The organism is Blautia faecicola, assembly GCF_004123145.1.
Lineage (GTDB): Bacteria > Bacillota > Clostridia > Lachnospirales > Lachnospiraceae > Oliverpabstia > Oliverpabstia faecicola.
On the sequence record NZ_SDKC01000001.1, the window covers coordinates 2,259,564 to 2,273,507 of the forward strand.

Consider the following 13,944-nt stretch of genomic DNA (forward strand, 5'->3'; position numbering starts at 1 on the left):
AGTCTTGCGTTTTTCTGTACAGTTCACGATTCGTTTCATGCCCAGCTGTTGTCCCGCACTATCAAATTCCCATAACCAAACTCTTTTTCTCTTGACCTTTCTCCTGTTTTGCGTTATAGTTCCCTCTACGTTTTACTTTTTAAATAGAAAGGATGATCAATTTATGACTTTTTATCAGGAACTGCAGTTAAGTTCTGCCGGATCCAAGCAACTGATTCACAAAACTACCACCCCAAAAGAAAAAAGGCGCCATATTCTGATTTACAATTTTAAAGTATATTTGGTCATGGCTTTTTGTGTAGCGGTTGTTTCTCTTTTCAGCAAATTTCTTGAACCCGAGAACAGCGTCGTAGGTGTTACGGTACTTCTGGCTATTCTGGTACTCCGGCAGGCCGATTTCGGGATTCGAACCACACATGGACTTGGTGTTATCGTCCTCCTCTTTGCTATTCTCATGACCGGACCGCGTCTCGCAAATATGCTTCCGCCACTAGCAGGATTTCTTGTGCATCTTGTCTGCATCCTGTTACTAATGATTTTTGGATGCCACAATGTTATTATGTATAATCATTCCACTTTTGTTCTTGGTTATCTTCTTCTGACCGGATATGATGTGCAGGGACATGCCTATCTGCTTCGCGTCATCGGTCTTTTCGTGGGAATGCTCCTGTGTATGGGGATTTTCTATAAGAATCAGAAAAATCGTCCCTACCGCAGAACTTTTTCAGATCTTTTCCGCGAATTCGATCTGCACTCTGCAAGAAGCCGCTGGTATCTGAAACTGACTTTTATCGTTTCGAGTGCCATGCTTTTTATAAATTTGGCAGGTCTTCCCCGTGCCATGTGGGCAGGAATCGCCTGTATGTCCGTATGTCTTCCTTTTACAAAAGACTGTGAACAACGTGCTGTTCCGAGAGGATTATACAATATCATCGGATGCGCTGTTTTTCTGGTGCTCTATTTTCTGCTTCCCGAGAGTATGTACCCATATATCGGAATGATCGGCGGAATCGGCGTTGGATACTCTGCAAGCTATCCATGGCAGACCGTTTTCAACACCTTTGGTGCCCTCTCCATCGCCACCACACTTTTCGGTCTTCCTTACGCCCTGGTTCTCCGTATCGGAACCAACATCTTCGGTGCTGCTTATACGGTTCTTTGCAACAGGCTCTGGGATAAAATTCATGTGAATGTTACAGAAAGAGTTTCTTTCAAACAAAGATAGTATTACTAAAGAGGGTCCGGCATCACGCTAGACCCTCTTCGCTTTTTTCTCAAACCAATACTGATAACTCACACTTTCTGGAATTTTTCAATCACACATGTATGCGTTTTCGTTTTCCTATCATAATTAATTCCTGCCAACAGCAAATTTCCCTTATATTCCTTCAACGCCTCCACATACTCCCGGTCTTTTATCTGCTCCAGTGCTCCCCGGGCACTTTTGTCCCATTTCAGTTCAACTACAACCGCAGGCTTATCTGCATACATTTTTCTTGGTATAAAACAAATATCTGCAAATCCTTTTCCTGTCGGAAGTTCCCGGATCACCGCGAAAATCGGGGTAAATATCCCTTTCTAAGCCTTTCAAAAAAGCACATAAGGTATTTGTACTAACCTGTGGTTATGTATTGAATTATGGGTTTGGGGTAACAAAAAACACCGTATTTCTACGGTGCGTTCTGTCAGATATATTCTGTTTTATGATAGCAGAAAACTGGAATTCACAGTTCTTCCATCCTTCCCATCTTCAGCGCCATAACAAGAGTTCCGGCTGCCATCACAAAGACACCAATTTCAATCACATAGATGGGAAGAAGCGCCGAACCTGCCACGGCAAAGAAGTCCACGATAAAATGAATCCCATATGCAAGAACCGCTGTAAAAGCCGCTGTCCTGCATTTGCCTGCCTTTACCGCCCGGTAGATCAGCAGTGACAACCCGATATGCAGAATGATGGCACTAATTCTTTCGATTCCGCTTACAAAAAAGAGTGGTGCCGGTGTTGTCCATAGGGCCGACAGCTGTGACACGGTCTGGTTTGCAGACTCAGCAGAAAGTGCCGCCAGCGTATTCTGCATGGCTCCGCTGTTGATCATCAGCATGGACACAAGATTGCTGATTCCGGAGAGTCCTCCGATCAGAATGGCCTCCACACCGCCATGCCCGATTCCATACATCAGTGCATTTGGAAAATCCAGCCATTTCTTCATCCAGAACTTCATGGCAATCAGTCTTCCGGTCTCTTCAAAAACCGCTGCAGCCAAAGCCGCGTACACATAGTAAAGCCATGGTCTGCTCTGTGCGTTCAGTCCGCAGACCTGAATGACAAGAACATGCAGCAGCTGCTCCAACAGCATGGTAAACAGCAGATAGGTTCCTGCTCCGATAAAGAACGAGGAAATCCTTGCCTTAAGCTTCACCCTTCCTGCAATGAACAAAGCAATCGGTACCCCCATCGAGAGGACAACGGAGCAGATAACTCCCGCTATCGCCAGACCTGATATTGTGTTCAATTCCATCTTTATACCTCCCTGATTCTCAAAAAATTCCTTTATTGTATTTGAACTGTCCATACAATATAAAGCCTAATCCGACAATAATTGCTGGAAGAATGATATAATCTATAATTATTTCACTCCAAAACGAAACTATGAAGCCTAATACAAAAGACACACCTATAATAAGCGTTCCTGTGCCGACTGTTTTTCCATACTTTGGTATATCTTCTTCCTTTACTTTTCGCCTGTTATAAGAGTGAATTGTGCTGATATTGCCTTTGATATTTACAATTCCCACAACAGATATGAACACTCCCAAAATCAACATTATAATATTTTCCATAATGACCTCCTAAAAATAGAATAGTTCCTCAAATTTTTTGTCCAATGCAATACAAAGAATTAGAGCCAATTTTGCAGTTGGATTAAACTGTCCTGTTTCAATAGAACTAATGGTATTTCTTGATACCCCTACCATTTCTGCAAGCTGAGCTTGAGAAAGATTTGCTTCTGTGCGAACTTCCTTTAAGTGATTTTTCAGTTGTAATTGTTCTTTCATATTCTCACCTCTAAAAGATGGCTAACAAATCCAACAAATGCCAAAATGGAAAACACAAAAAACAGAACAGTCAAGACCAAATCGCTCTTTCGCTTCATTTTGATAAAACGAACTAACCATTGTGTTGCAATAATGCTGAAGTATATAACCCACGGACTGTAAATCATAGTATGAGCAAGCACAGAAGATAACAGCGAAAGCAAACAACACACTAAAGCACCAACTCTGCTTGCGTGACTTCCGGCTTGATATACCACTTCCATTTCAGCCAAGTCCTTATTGCGATGTTCTTTTCTGCTTGCATTTAAGATTTCGTCCTTTTTCATAAAAACACCTCCATACCAAGTTTTCTTTGCATGTTTTAATTGTACACATACCAAGTTTTCTTGTCAATAGAGTTCATAAAAAAGGGGGAGGGGAAACCCCTTTTGTAATGTTATTTTGCTCACACAGGGAATCTCAAAACCAAAATCGGATTTCATGCATCTGTAATATAAAGGGTATTATTGCCTTCCAACCTGTAAATTTATAAAATACTTCACAAAGGGGGAAAATCATGAAAAACAAAATGCTCAAGAAAGGACTTGCAATCGGAATGTCTGCATTTTTACTGGCATCTTCACTTGCTCCGGTCAGCGTACAGGCTACGTCTTGGAAGCAGAACAAGACCGGCTGGTGGTGGCAGGAGGATAACGGATCTTATCCGGTAAGCCAGTGGAAAGTCATCAACGGAAAATGGTATGCTTTTGATGCACGGGGATATATGCGCTCCGGCTGGTTTCTCAGTAAGGGGAAATGGTATTATCTCGGTGCTGCGAATGACGGATCTATGAAGACCGGGTGGCAGTCAGTCAACGGTAGATGGTACTACATGAACTCAGATGGTGCTATGCTTTCCAACCAGTGGGTAGGCGATTACTATGTGGGACCTACGGGTGCTATGCTTACCGATCAGTGGATCGGTAATTATTATGTGGATGCATCTGGTAAGTGGGTTCCTAATAAACAACAGCATGAACATGTCTGGCAACCTGTTACTTCAACTGTAGAACATCCTGCTGAAACACATCAGGAATTGGTTAAGGAAGCATGGACTGAGGAGATTCCTCATGAGGAAGAGGGTCATTACGAGGCTACTGTACCGGGACACTGGGAGTATGTACAAGTGCCTAAAGAGGGGTACGAAGAAGAGTACGAAAAAGCCGATGGAACTACTGGAACACGTTTTGTGGTCACAAAACATATGCACACAGATAGTAAATGGGTAGAGCCTAAGACCGTTGAGTGTAACGAAATAGGTTATGAGGTTGAGACTCCTATGTATCATGAGGTTGCTAAAGAGCTCTGTAATGGTTGTGGTGAAGATATTACAAACAATTACAATGAGCACTTGGAGTCAAATGTACTCGACGGAAATACTAACTGTGCATCATTCCATACAGCTTATATCATGGAACAGTACGACACCCGTAACGTCATGTACCCGGCTACATATGTCGTAGACAAGGAAGCTTATACTGAAACTGTTCAGCACGACGCTGAGTACAAAACGGTAGTAGACAAAGAAGCATGGACAGAAACCATTACCAAAAATGTATGCTCAGAATGTGGAGCAGTTCAGTAACAAAATTTTTCAAGGTACTAATCGCTTTTGGTTAGTACCTTTTTTATATCATTTTTTACAAAAGTACGCTTGCCCAGCCGACCCTCTGCCCTGTTAGGAACCGTCGTTCTGGGCATCCTTCGGAACGCTGGGTTTTGAAAATGCAGTAAACAAGGAATCCTTTTTACATATTAAAACAGACCTGCTTACTTATATATCTACAAGTATACAGGTCTGTTATTTTGTCGTTTTGACATATTGCGGAAATACTACATCCCTTAGACTTATTAAAAACTTCGCAAACTTTTCGTTTCAAATTTTGGTAAAGTTCTGTACCAAAATCCCTACCAATTTTGTACCAAAAAACCGTTGATAAATTGCGATATTTTACGAAACTTTACGATATCTGGATTTTTGCTCTCGAAAGAGCGGAAACCCTTGATTTTCCTATAGTTTCAGGGATTTTAAGAAGCAAGTTCGCAGTGGAAATTACATTCCCATCTGTTTTGCAACTTCTGCTGCAAAATCTTCTTCTTTCTTTTCGATACCTTCACCGGTCTCGTAACGAACGAAGCCTTTGATGGTTACGTTTGCGCCGTTTGCTTTAGCAACTTCTGCAACGTATTTTTCTACGGACTGTTTTCCATCTTCTGCTTTTACATAAACCTGATCCAGCAGGCAGATTTCTTTCAGTTCTTTGTTGATACGTCCGCTGATCATACCCTGGATAACTTTTTCCGGTTTCTGGGACTCTTTCGGGTCGTTCTGGATCTGAGCCATCAGGATTTCTTTTTCGTGAGCGATGTACTCTTCGCTTACTTCGTTTCTGTTTGTATATTTCGGGTTCAGAGCTGCTACCTGCATAGCTACGTTCTTAGCCATCTCTTTGATTTCATCGTTTACAACATCTGTTACAACGTCAACCAGAACACCGATTTTTCCGCCCATATGAGTATAGGAAGCTACGAAACCGTTTTCTTCTTCTACTTTCTGGAAACGACGGATCTTCATGTTCTCGCCGATTACTGCAACCTGTCCAGCCAAAGCTTCGTTTACAGTTTTGCTTGTATCGAATTTCCATGGCTCAGCCAGGAATGCATCGATATCTGCTGCTTCTGTTTCCAGTGCCTGCTCAGCAACCTGTGCAACGTATGCCTGGAATTTTTCGTTTTTAGCAACAAAGTCAGTTTCAGCATTTACTTCTACAGCGACAGCTTTTTTGGAATCTTCTGCAACTTTCAGCATTACAATACCTTCTGCTGCGATTCTGCTTGCTTTCTTCTGTGCAGTTGCAAGACCTTTTTCTCTCAGGAATTCCATAGCCTTGTCCATATCACCTTCGGTAGCTGTAAGAGCTTTCTTACAGTCCATCATACCAGCGCCGCTGATTTCTCTTAATTCTTTTACCATTGCTGCTGTAATAGCCATTATGATTTCCTCCTAAAATTGAGTTTTTACAGTTACTCAGCTGCCGAAGTTGCCTCCGACAGCTGAATGGATATCGAGTCTTACTCTTCTACTGTCTCTTCAACAGCTTCTTCAACGAATTCTTCTTCGCCTGTTGCTCCCTGATTTGCTTCAATAACAGCGTCTGCCATTTTGGAAACGATCAGTTTTACAGCACGGATAGCGTCATCGTTACCCGGGATAACGTAATCCAGTTCTTCCGGATCACAGTTGGTATCGCAGATACCGATCAGCGGGATTCCCAGAGTGTGAGCTTCCTGAACACAGATTCTCTCTTTTTTCGGGTCTACGATAAAGATAGCATCCGGGATTCTCTTCATGTCTTTGATTCCGCCCAGGTTTTTCTGCAGTTTATCCAGCTCTTTTTTCAGTGCGATAACTTCTTTTTTCGGCAGGACATCGAATGTTCCGTCTTCCTGCATAGCTTCGATCTCTTTCAGTCTAGCGATTCTGCTCTGGATAGTTTTGAAGTTAGTCAGCATACCACCTAACCATCTTTCGTTTACATAGTACATTCCGCAACGCTCTGCTTCAACTTTAATAGCATCCTGAGCCTGTTTCTTTGTACCAACGAACAGGATTGTGCCGCCTTCTGCAGCGATGTCAGATACAGCTTTATAAGCATCATCTACCATTCCAACGGATTTCTGCAGGTCGATAATGTAGATTCCGTTTCTTTCTGTGTAGATGTACTCTGCCATTTTAGGGTTCCATCTTCTTGTCTGGTGTCCAAAATGTACACCGGCTTCCAGTAACTGTTTCATTGAAATAACGCTCATGATTTCAATCTCCTTTTTTGGTTTTAATCTTCCCCATACTTCTCATTCTTTTCGAGACCTGACTGACAGGCACCTTCTCGGAATCGGCATGGGTGTTTTATGCATCGTGCTGATTATAGCATAACGTTTTTTCAGTTACAAGTATTTTTTTATATTTTTTCCGAATCCATAAGAAAAATGGCTGACCTTTTTTTCAGTCAGCCATTTTCTTGCTTCTTTTATTTTCTTTTATAACCAAACAGCCAGTACACCGGGATAACGCACAGAAGGATCTCTATGACAACACTGAAGATCATTCCCGCCGGAATTCCCTGCCACAGTGCATTCCACGGTCCACTCCCGAAAAGACTCCAGAGATTTGCAGCCACATGTGCCACGATGCTTGTCCACAGCGTCCCGGTCTTATCATAGACGATCGCCAGCATGATTCCCATACAGGTCGCATAGAAAAACTGTACAACATTCCCATGATAGATTCCGAACAATACTGCGGAAACCACAATCGCAATTTCCGGCCGGATCCAGTCTTTGAGTCTGTGAAAGATAATTCCCCGGAACATCAGCTCTTCACAAACCGGTCCGATGATACCGACTACCAGGATCATCAGTCCCATGGACTGTCCGCCAAATGCTTTCTCAGAAACCTGACTGTAACCCGGAAACAGATCATTCAGATGAATCACCTGGATAAAATCGTTAAGGAACTGTCCTATCGCAATCGCAAGGACAATCACACTGAACCAGATAACAGGCGGTGCCCACACGAAATTCTTTCGGTTTCCACTGAATCCCTCTTTCCGTCTCTGCTGATCTTTTCTGTAAAACAGATACAGAATAACACCAGCCGCCACATCTCCGATCAGAGTCACATACAGGGTACTCTGTAACAGTCTCTTTCCCGCGCTTGCGATCTCCTGTACGCCACCTGCCTGAAAGATATAACTCAGATACAGAGCTATCGTTGCCAGCATTGTCGCGCCGTAATGGATCAGGAACGGATACACCAGTCTCCAGATCTGACGTACCGTGGAGTATCCGGATGTTTTTTTCGGATATTCATTCTCGCGTTCTTCCTCTGTGTTTTCTTCCACCGGTCCCATTTTCTTCGCAAACGATGCCTTTGCGGATACATGCATCATACTACCTGATGTATCTTTTCTGACCGACTCTACCTTTTCTGTCGTCTCTTCGTCATTCGGACTTGCCAGAATCCCCAGATCTTCCACGCTGTCTGCAATATAAACAGCACCTGCAGATTCCAGTTCTTCACGGCTTCCGTATCCGTATGTGACACCGATACACTGAAGCCCACAGCTGACAGCCCCCTGCACATCGTGACTCCTGTCTCCGACCATAAGAACTTTGTCCCGTTCTTCTTCCAGATGCATCCGTCTTAATGCCTCTTCAATGACTTCTGCTTTATCGGTTCTTCTTCCGTCCAGCTCACTTCCGACAATAGCCGTAAAATAGTCTGCAATCTGAAAATGCTCCAGAATCTGTTTCACATACACTTCCGGTTTTGAGGAAGCAACGCCAAGGATCTTGTCGTTGATTTTCAGCAGTTCCAGTAATTCCGGAACTTTTGGATACAGACAGTTTTCAAACATTCCCTTGGTTGTATACCGTTCCCGGTAATACACCACCGCCTGTTCTGCCTCCTCCTCGCTCAGACCTGCATATTTCATAAACTGTTCTTTTAAGGGCGGTCCTACGAAACACTGTAACTTTTCCGGGTGCTCTTCTTTCTTTCCCAGCTTTTCCAGTGCATATGCAACGCAGTTGATAATGCCCTCGCCGGATTCCGTCAATGTGCCATCCAGGTCAAATAATATTACTTGTGACATAATTTACGTCCTGCTCTCTTTTCTTTTAAGCTGTTGCTCCATAGTAGGCATCGATTCCGTTGGCAATTCCCTGAACCATTTTTGCCTGATAAGAAGCACTTGCCATCTTCAGATCCTCTGCCCGGTTGGTCATGTAACCCATCTCAACAATACTTACCGGAATCGTACTCCAGTTGATACCGCTCATGGCATCAGTTGACATCACGCCCTGATTTTTGGCTCCGGTAGCTGCACAGAAACTGTCCACAATTTTTCTGGACAACGTCTGACTTGCACTGATGACACTCTTCGTCAGATATGGATTGCTGTTGGACGGTGCCATCGTCAGTGCTCCGGAAATGGATGTATTATCAGAACCGTTGGCATGGATACGAACCAGAATATCCGCACCTGCTGCTGCCGCCATCTGTGCACGTTCTGCATTGCTGATATTGACATCGTGTGTGGTACGGATCATATAAACTTCATATCCGCGTGCTTCCAGCTCATCCCGAAGCTGCAGGGAAACCTGTAAAGTCAGCTCGTATTCATTCAGTCCGGAGGCATTGCCATGGGTTCCGGATGCTACTTTCGGCTTTGTCGCAGAAGCTCCCGGTCCGATCGGTTCCTGCGCACTGTTTCCTTTTCTCTGATGTCCTGCATCAATCGCAATGATCTTGCTTCTGACTTTTCCCGGTATCCATTCACCATTCTCATCGACATAATAGCTGCCGATCCAGGTGTTCGCTGCCATCGCTCCGCTTGCAGTCAGATAATACCAGGTCTCTCCCAGTCGTATCCAGCCGGTGTGCATCGCTCCGCTTCCGTCCAGGTAATACCACGCTCCGCCGATCACCTGCCAGCCCGTCAGCATCGCTCCGCTGTTGTTCATATAATACCAGGTTCCTCCAACGTTCTGCCAGCCTGTTGTCATGGCTCCGCTTCCATTCAGATAGAACCAGTTATTTCCGATCTTCTGCCAGCCTGTCAGCATCACTCCGTCATCATTCAGATAATACCACGCCCCGCCGATACTCTGCCAGCCTCTCAACATGGCTCCGCTGTTGTTCATATAATACCAGTTGTTTCCCAGTTTCAGCCAGCCGGTATACATGGCTCCGCTTCCATCCAGATAAAACCGGTTATTTCCAATATTCTGCCAGCCTGTCAGCATCGCTCCGTCTTCCTTCAGATAATACCACGCTCCGCCGATATTTTTCCAGCCGGTCTGCATATCACCATATATGCTCAGGTAATACCATGTATTTTCCAGCTTTAACCAGCCCGTTTTCATCCGGCCTGCCTCATCAAAGTAATAATTTTTTCCTCCGATGGTTTCCCAGCCCGACGTTGTATAACTTTCGTCCTCATGCTGATACCACCACAGACCGTTGTCTCCCTGGATCCATCCCGCCGCATATGTCTTTACCGGGAAAATTCCCGCAAGCAATAACATCACGACCAGGAGACCAAGCATTTTCACTTTCTTCATTTCTCAGATCCTCCTTTCTTTTTTCTGCTACTTTCTGTTACCATGTTTACGATGCAAAATACTGATCAATTCCGTCTGCGATTCCCGTTACCATCTGCTGCTGATATTCCGCTGTCTGCATCCGGGTATCTTCGTCCGGGTTGGTCATATAACCCATCTCAACGATTGTTGCAGGGATGCTGCACCAGTTCAGTCCGCTCATCTCATCCGTCTGATATACGCCCTGATTATTGGCTCCTGTGGACGCACAGAAGGTTGTGATGATACACTGGGACAGTTTCTGGCACTCTGCGATCAGTTCCTGGCTCAGGTATGGATTGGCAGTGCTCGGTGCCATCGTCAGCGCACCGGCTACCGAAGTATTGTCCGAACCGTTGGCATGGATACGAACCAGAATATCCGCTCCGGACTCTGCTGCAAGCTGTGCCCGTTCTGCGTTGCTGATATCCACATCATTCGTCTCACGAATCATATAGACTTCATATCCTCTTGCTTCCAGTTCATCGCGAAGTTTCAGTGATACATCCAGATTCAGCTGATATTCTGTCACTCCTGTGGTTCTTCCGGTTGTTCCGGATGCCACTTTTGCTTTCGTTTGGGATGCTCCCGGTCCGATTGGCTCCTGTTCACTGTTTCCATGTGCCTGATGACCGGCATCAATCGCAACTTTCTTTCCATTGCCTTCCGGCGTCGGCGTAGGTGTCACGATCTCCGCCTCTACCGTTTCGACAGGTTCTTCCGTCCCTGTCATCTTTCTGAGGTTGGAATCTGTCAGAAGAAGATACGGCACTCCGTCTTCTTCTCCCACAGTGACACTTTCATCCTGCAGTTTTTCCACAAACGCCTGATAATCATCCTGATTCTTTTTCAGGTGCAGAAGAACCGCTGCCACATCTTCTTTCTCATACGTTCCGATCTGTCCATCCTCTGCCGCATACCGGAGATCTGCTGTCATCGTTTTTACATTGTTATCTTCCACTGCCTTTTCAATCGCAGCGATCAGATTCTTTTTCTGTACGACAGGATCCGAAGGATCTTCCGTCGGTTCCGGTGTCACCGTCTGTGTCGGCGTTACCGAAACTTCTTTTGCCTCCTGTTGTGCCTGCTGCATCTGTTCCATCTGCTTTCTGGCTTTTCCATATCCCAGGATGGCTGCAAGACCCAGAGCGAGCACGACGATCACGATGATCATGATCGCCAGATTCACTCTGTTTCCTGAAGGTTTCTTCATAATAGTTCCTCCTTCCGGAAATCACACTTACATTCTTTCCGGTGCTTCAAATCCCAGCATATCGATGCATGCTTCCAGAATATTTTTTACCAGCATCAGAAGTGCCAGATAAGATTCTTTCTTTGCCTGATCCTCTTCTGCCAGAATCTTTGTCTCATGATAGAAACGGTTAAATGCATTTGCCAGTTCATAAATATAAGAACAGATCTTATGCGGTGCTTTCTCCTCATAGGCATTTGTAATGACCTGATTGAATTTGGATGCCTCCAGCATCAGTGCTTTCTCACTGTCGCTTCCTGCTGCCAGGATCTTCAGTATATCCAGATTACCGCCTTCTTCTTTGTATCTGTTCAGGATGGATTTAATACGAACGGTTGTATACAGGATATACGGACCGGTATTTCCTTCAAAAGAAGTAAATCTCTCGATATCGAAGATATAATCTTTGGATGCCTGGTTGGACAGGTCACCGTATTTGATTGCGGAAAGTCCTACGATCTTTGCGGTTGCTCTCGCATCTTCTTCTTTAATGCTGCGGTTGTCCACGATCTTTTTATACATCTCTTCGTTGATATCGCGAATCAGGTTTTCCAGACGCATCACGCCGCCTTCTCTTGTCTTGAACGGTTTTCCGTCTTTTCCGTTCATCGTACCGAAACCGAGGAAGGTCAGTTTGGTATCTTCTTTTACCATGCCTGCTTTCTTTGCACAACGGAATACCTGAACAAAATGCATCTCCTGGCGTTTGTCTACCACATACATGATCTCATCCGGATTGTATTTTTCCATACGTTCCACGATAGTAGCAAGGTCTGTGGTTGTATACAGAGCTGCTCCGTCTGATTTTAAGATCATACACGGAGGTACTTCTTTGGTATCGCTCTCTTCTTTGACATCTACGACAATCGCACCCTGATCTTCGTAAGCCAGTCCCTGATCTTTCAGTTTTTGTACCATCGGTGCGATCGTATCCTGTACACTGGATTCTCCGTTCCACAGATCAAAGTCTACGTTCAGATTTGCATAGTTTTTCTTCAGGTCGGTAACGGATACCTGCAGAATATGTTTCCATAATGCACGATATCCTCTGTTGCCCATCTGTAACTGATGCGTTGCTTCCAGAGCTTCTGCCTTGTACTCCTCATCTTCTTTTGATTTTCCGCTGGCTGCCGGATAGATTTCTTCCAGTTCACTGATGGTAAACGGAGCTTCTGCCGGGTATTCTCCCTCATAATTCTCCTGGAAATACACCAGTTCCGGTTTTCTCTTATGCAGTTCTGTGATGATCAGACCCATCTGTAATCCCCAGTCTCCCAGATGTACATCACCGATGACTGTATGTCCCAGATATCTTCCCATTCTCTTGATGCTCTCACCGATGATCGCAGAACGCAGATGTCCGACATGCAGTGGTTTTGCAACGTTCGGTCCGCCGTAGTCGAGGATCATGGTCTGTGGATTCTTTGCTTCCTCCACACCCATCTTCTCGCTGTTTCTCATCTCTTCGAGATACTGTGCCATATATTCGCCGGATACTTTCAGGTTGATAAATCCCGGATTGACAGCTTCTGCCATCTCAAGCACCTTGCTGTCGGCAAGTTTTTCCACTACATCTTTGGCGATCATGATCGGGGCTTTATGATATACTTTTGCACCCGCCATAGCACCATTACACTGATATTCACACAGGTCCGGTCGGTTTGATAACGTAACCTTTCCCATATTTTCATCATAACCGGCTTCTTTAAAAGCGGTCATTACTTCATTGGAAATCAATTCGATTATTGTTTTCATACTTTCCTAAAACTCCTTTGTCAGAATCATTACATTATATCTTATCACGGGCACACAGGCTGGTCAACTAAAAGAATTCACCCTGTCTGCCCCTCTGTCAACTGTTTTTATGCAGACACGCTCCAGATTCCCCGCCCACATAAAGAAAGACAGAAGCGATTGTTTGTTTTTATTCCACGGATCACTTCTGTCTTTCTTTCATCTGCTATGCTTCTTCCTGTTTTTGTCTTCCTGCTTTGCTTTGTTTATAACAGTATTTCAAAATATCACTTCTGCGGACAATACCAATAAAATTATCCGCATCATCCAGCACCGGAACAAAGTTCTGCTTCATGGCCGTATCCACCAGATCCTCCATGTTACAGTTAATATCCACTGTCTGGTACTTCCATCGGAGAGGTACTCTGCTGATGCTGCAATCCTCCGCTTCCCGGATATTCAGAAACCATTTCTCCTTGATATATCGGAGCAGATCTCCCTCTGTTACAGTTCCCACATATTTTCCGTTCTTATTTAACATCGGAATAGCAGTATATTTGTGATATTCAATTTTTTCAAGTACCTGACGCAGAGTGTCATCATTTTCCACATAGGCAACTTCATTTTTTGGTGTTAAGAAAAATAAAATGTTCATCTACTATAAATCCCCCATAGAAATCTTTTTTTGAAATGACCGGACATTCTTCCCTTTCATT

At 44.4% G+C, this 13,944-nt stretch carries 13 protein-coding genes and 1 pseudogene; 2 read left to right on the top strand and 12 right to left on the bottom strand.

What is annotated here, in order from left to right; genetic code table 11:
* Window positions 1-163: 163 nt before the first annotated feature.
* Window positions 164-1,225 (top strand): FUSC family protein, encoded by a 1,062-nt coding sequence (locus ETP43_RS10170; protein ID WP_129257972.1) that lies wholly within the window; start codon window positions 164-166, stop codon window positions 1,223-1,225.
* Window positions 1,226-1,293: 68 nt separating this feature from the next.
* Here the strand turns inward: ETP43_RS10170 and ETP43_RS10175 are convergent.
* The 5 genes and pseudogenes from ETP43_RS10175 to ETP43_RS10195 form a co-directional block, all read right to left on the bottom strand.
* A pseudogene (locus tag ETP43_RS10175) lies at window positions 1,294-1,557 on the bottom strand (PD-(D/E)XK nuclease domain-containing protein); the annotation flags it as partial.
* A gap of 167 nt (window positions 1,558-1,724) precedes the next feature.
* Complete coding sequence (locus tag ETP43_RS10180) at window positions 1,725-2,522, bottom strand: YhfC family intramembrane metalloprotease (RefSeq protein WP_243114251.1); 798 nt, start codon at window positions 2,520-2,522, stop codon at window positions 1,725-1,727.
* Window positions 2,523-2,541: 19 nt separating this feature from the next.
* A complete protein-coding gene (locus ETP43_RS10185) occupies window positions 2,542-2,844 on the bottom strand; it encodes a hypothetical protein (protein ID WP_129257975.1) in 303 nt (100 codons plus the stop codon).
* 9 nt (window positions 2,845-2,853) lie between these two features.
* On the bottom strand, window positions 2,854-3,060 hold the full coding sequence (locus ETP43_RS10190; protein WP_003865061.1) for a helix-turn-helix transcriptional regulator: 207 nt from the start codon (window positions 3,058-3,060) through the stop codon (window positions 2,854-2,856).
* Window positions 3,057-3,386 carry a DUF6442 family protein gene (locus ETP43_RS10195; protein ID WP_005349825.1) on the bottom strand — a complete coding sequence of 110 codons (330 nt, stop codon included), beginning with the start codon at window positions 3,384-3,386 and terminating at the stop codon, window positions 3,057-3,059. The genes ETP43_RS10190 and ETP43_RS10195 overlap by 4 nt, the downstream gene beginning before the upstream one ends.
* Before the next feature lie 230 nt (window positions 3,387-3,616).
* On the opposite strand from ETP43_RS10195, the gene ETP43_RS10200 reads away from it, so the two are divergent.
* The gene (locus tag ETP43_RS10200; RefSeq protein WP_243114252.1) at window positions 3,617-4,684 is read left to right on the top strand and encodes a hypothetical protein; all 1,068 of its coding nucleotides are present in this window, start codon (window positions 3,617-3,619) and stop codon (window positions 4,682-4,684) included.
* A 468-nt stretch (window positions 4,685-5,152) separates the two neighbouring features.
* Here ETP43_RS10200 and tsf read toward each other — a convergent pair whose 3' ends face one another.
* The 7 genes from tsf to ETP43_RS10235 all read right to left on the bottom strand — a co-directional run bounded on the left by tsf (window position 5,153) and on the right by ETP43_RS10235 (window position 13,883).
* Window positions 5,153-6,091 (bottom strand): translation elongation factor Ts, encoded by a 939-nt coding sequence (gene tsf / locus ETP43_RS10205; RefSeq protein WP_129257976.1) that lies wholly within the window; start codon window positions 6,089-6,091, stop codon window positions 5,153-5,155.
* A gap of 80 nt (window positions 6,092-6,171) precedes the next feature.
* Window positions 6,172-6,909 carry a 30S ribosomal protein S2 gene (rpsB, locus tag ETP43_RS10210; protein WP_022399482.1) on the bottom strand — a complete coding sequence of 246 codons (738 nt, stop codon included), beginning with the start codon at window positions 6,907-6,909 and terminating at the stop codon, window positions 6,172-6,174.
* 218 nt (window positions 6,910-7,127) lie between these two features.
* The gene (locus ETP43_RS18060; protein ID WP_129257977.1) at window positions 7,128-8,753 is read right to left on the bottom strand and encodes an HAD hydrolase-like protein; all 1,626 of its coding nucleotides are present in this window, start codon (window positions 8,751-8,753) and stop codon (window positions 7,128-7,130) included.
* Window positions 8,754-8,778: 25 nt separating this feature from the next.
* Window positions 8,779-10,224: an N-acetylmuramoyl-L-alanine amidase gene (locus tag ETP43_RS17370; protein ID WP_207668922.1), complete on the bottom strand. Its 1,446-nt coding sequence runs from the start codon at window positions 10,222-10,224 to the stop codon at window positions 8,779-8,781.
* A 46-nt stretch (window positions 10,225-10,270) separates the two neighbouring features.
* Entirely contained in the window at window positions 10,271-11,455 is a 1,185-nt protein-coding gene (locus tag ETP43_RS10225; protein ID WP_243114253.1) for an N-acetylmuramoyl-L-alanine amidase family protein, read from the bottom strand.
* Between the two features lie 27 nt (window positions 11,456-11,482).
* Complete coding sequence (argS, locus tag ETP43_RS10230) at window positions 11,483-13,249, bottom strand: arginine--tRNA ligase (protein ID WP_129257978.1); 1,767 nt, start codon at window positions 13,247-13,249, stop codon at window positions 11,483-11,485.
* A gap of 205 nt (window positions 13,250-13,454) precedes the next feature.
* Entirely contained in the window at window positions 13,455-13,883 is a 429-nt protein-coding gene (locus ETP43_RS10235; protein ID WP_106492701.1) for a CBS domain-containing protein, read from the bottom strand.
* Window positions 13,884-13,944 lie beyond the last annotated feature (61 nt).

Bases quoted from the DNA above. Each gene is read 5' to 3' on its own strand.
- ETP43_RS17370 (WP_207668922.1), bottom strand. From the start codon at position 10,224: ATGAAGAAAGTGAAAATGCTTGGTCTCCTGGTCGTGATGTTATTGCTT.
- ETP43_RS10190 (WP_003865061.1), bottom strand. From the start codon at position 3,060: ATGAAAGAACAATTACAACTGAAAAATCACTTAAAGGAAGTTCGCACA.
- tsf (WP_129257976.1), bottom strand. From the start codon at position 6,091: ATGGCTATTACAGCAGCAATGGTAAAAGAATTAAGAGAAATCAGCGGC.
- argS (WP_129257978.1), bottom strand. From the start codon at position 13,249: ATGAAAACAATAATCGAATTGATTTCCAATGAAGTAATGACCGCTTTT.
- ETP43_RS10170 (WP_129257972.1), top strand. From the start codon at position 164: ATGACTTTTTATCAGGAACTGCAGTTAAGTTCTGCCGGATCCAAGCAA.
- ETP43_RS10180 (WP_243114251.1), bottom strand. From the start codon at position 2,522: ATGGAATTGAACACAATATCAGGTCTGGCGATAGCGGGAGTTATCTGC.
- ETP43_RS10195 (WP_005349825.1), bottom strand. From the start codon at position 3,386: ATGAAAAAGGACGAAATCTTAAATGCAAGCAGAAAAGAACATCGCAAT.
- ETP43_RS18060 (WP_129257977.1), bottom strand. From the start codon at position 8,753: ATGTCACAAGTAATATTATTTGACCTGGATGGCACATTGACGGAATCC.
- ETP43_RS10200 (WP_243114252.1), top strand. From the start codon at position 3,617: ATGAAAAACAAAATGCTCAAGAAAGGACTTGCAATCGGAATGTCTGCA.
- rpsB (WP_022399482.1), bottom strand. From the start codon at position 6,909: ATGAGCGTTATTTCAATGAAACAGTTACTGGAAGCCGGTGTACATTTT.
- ETP43_RS10185 (WP_129257975.1), bottom strand. From the start codon at position 2,844: ATGGAAAATATTATAATGTTGATTTTGGGAGTGTTCATATCTGTTGTG.
- ETP43_RS10235 (WP_106492701.1), bottom strand. From the start codon at position 13,883: ATGAACATTTTATTTTTCTTAACACCAAAAAATGAAGTTGCCTATGTG.
- ETP43_RS10225 (WP_243114253.1), bottom strand. From the start codon at position 11,455: ATGAAGAAACCTTCAGGAAACAGAGTGAATCTGGCGATCATGATCATC.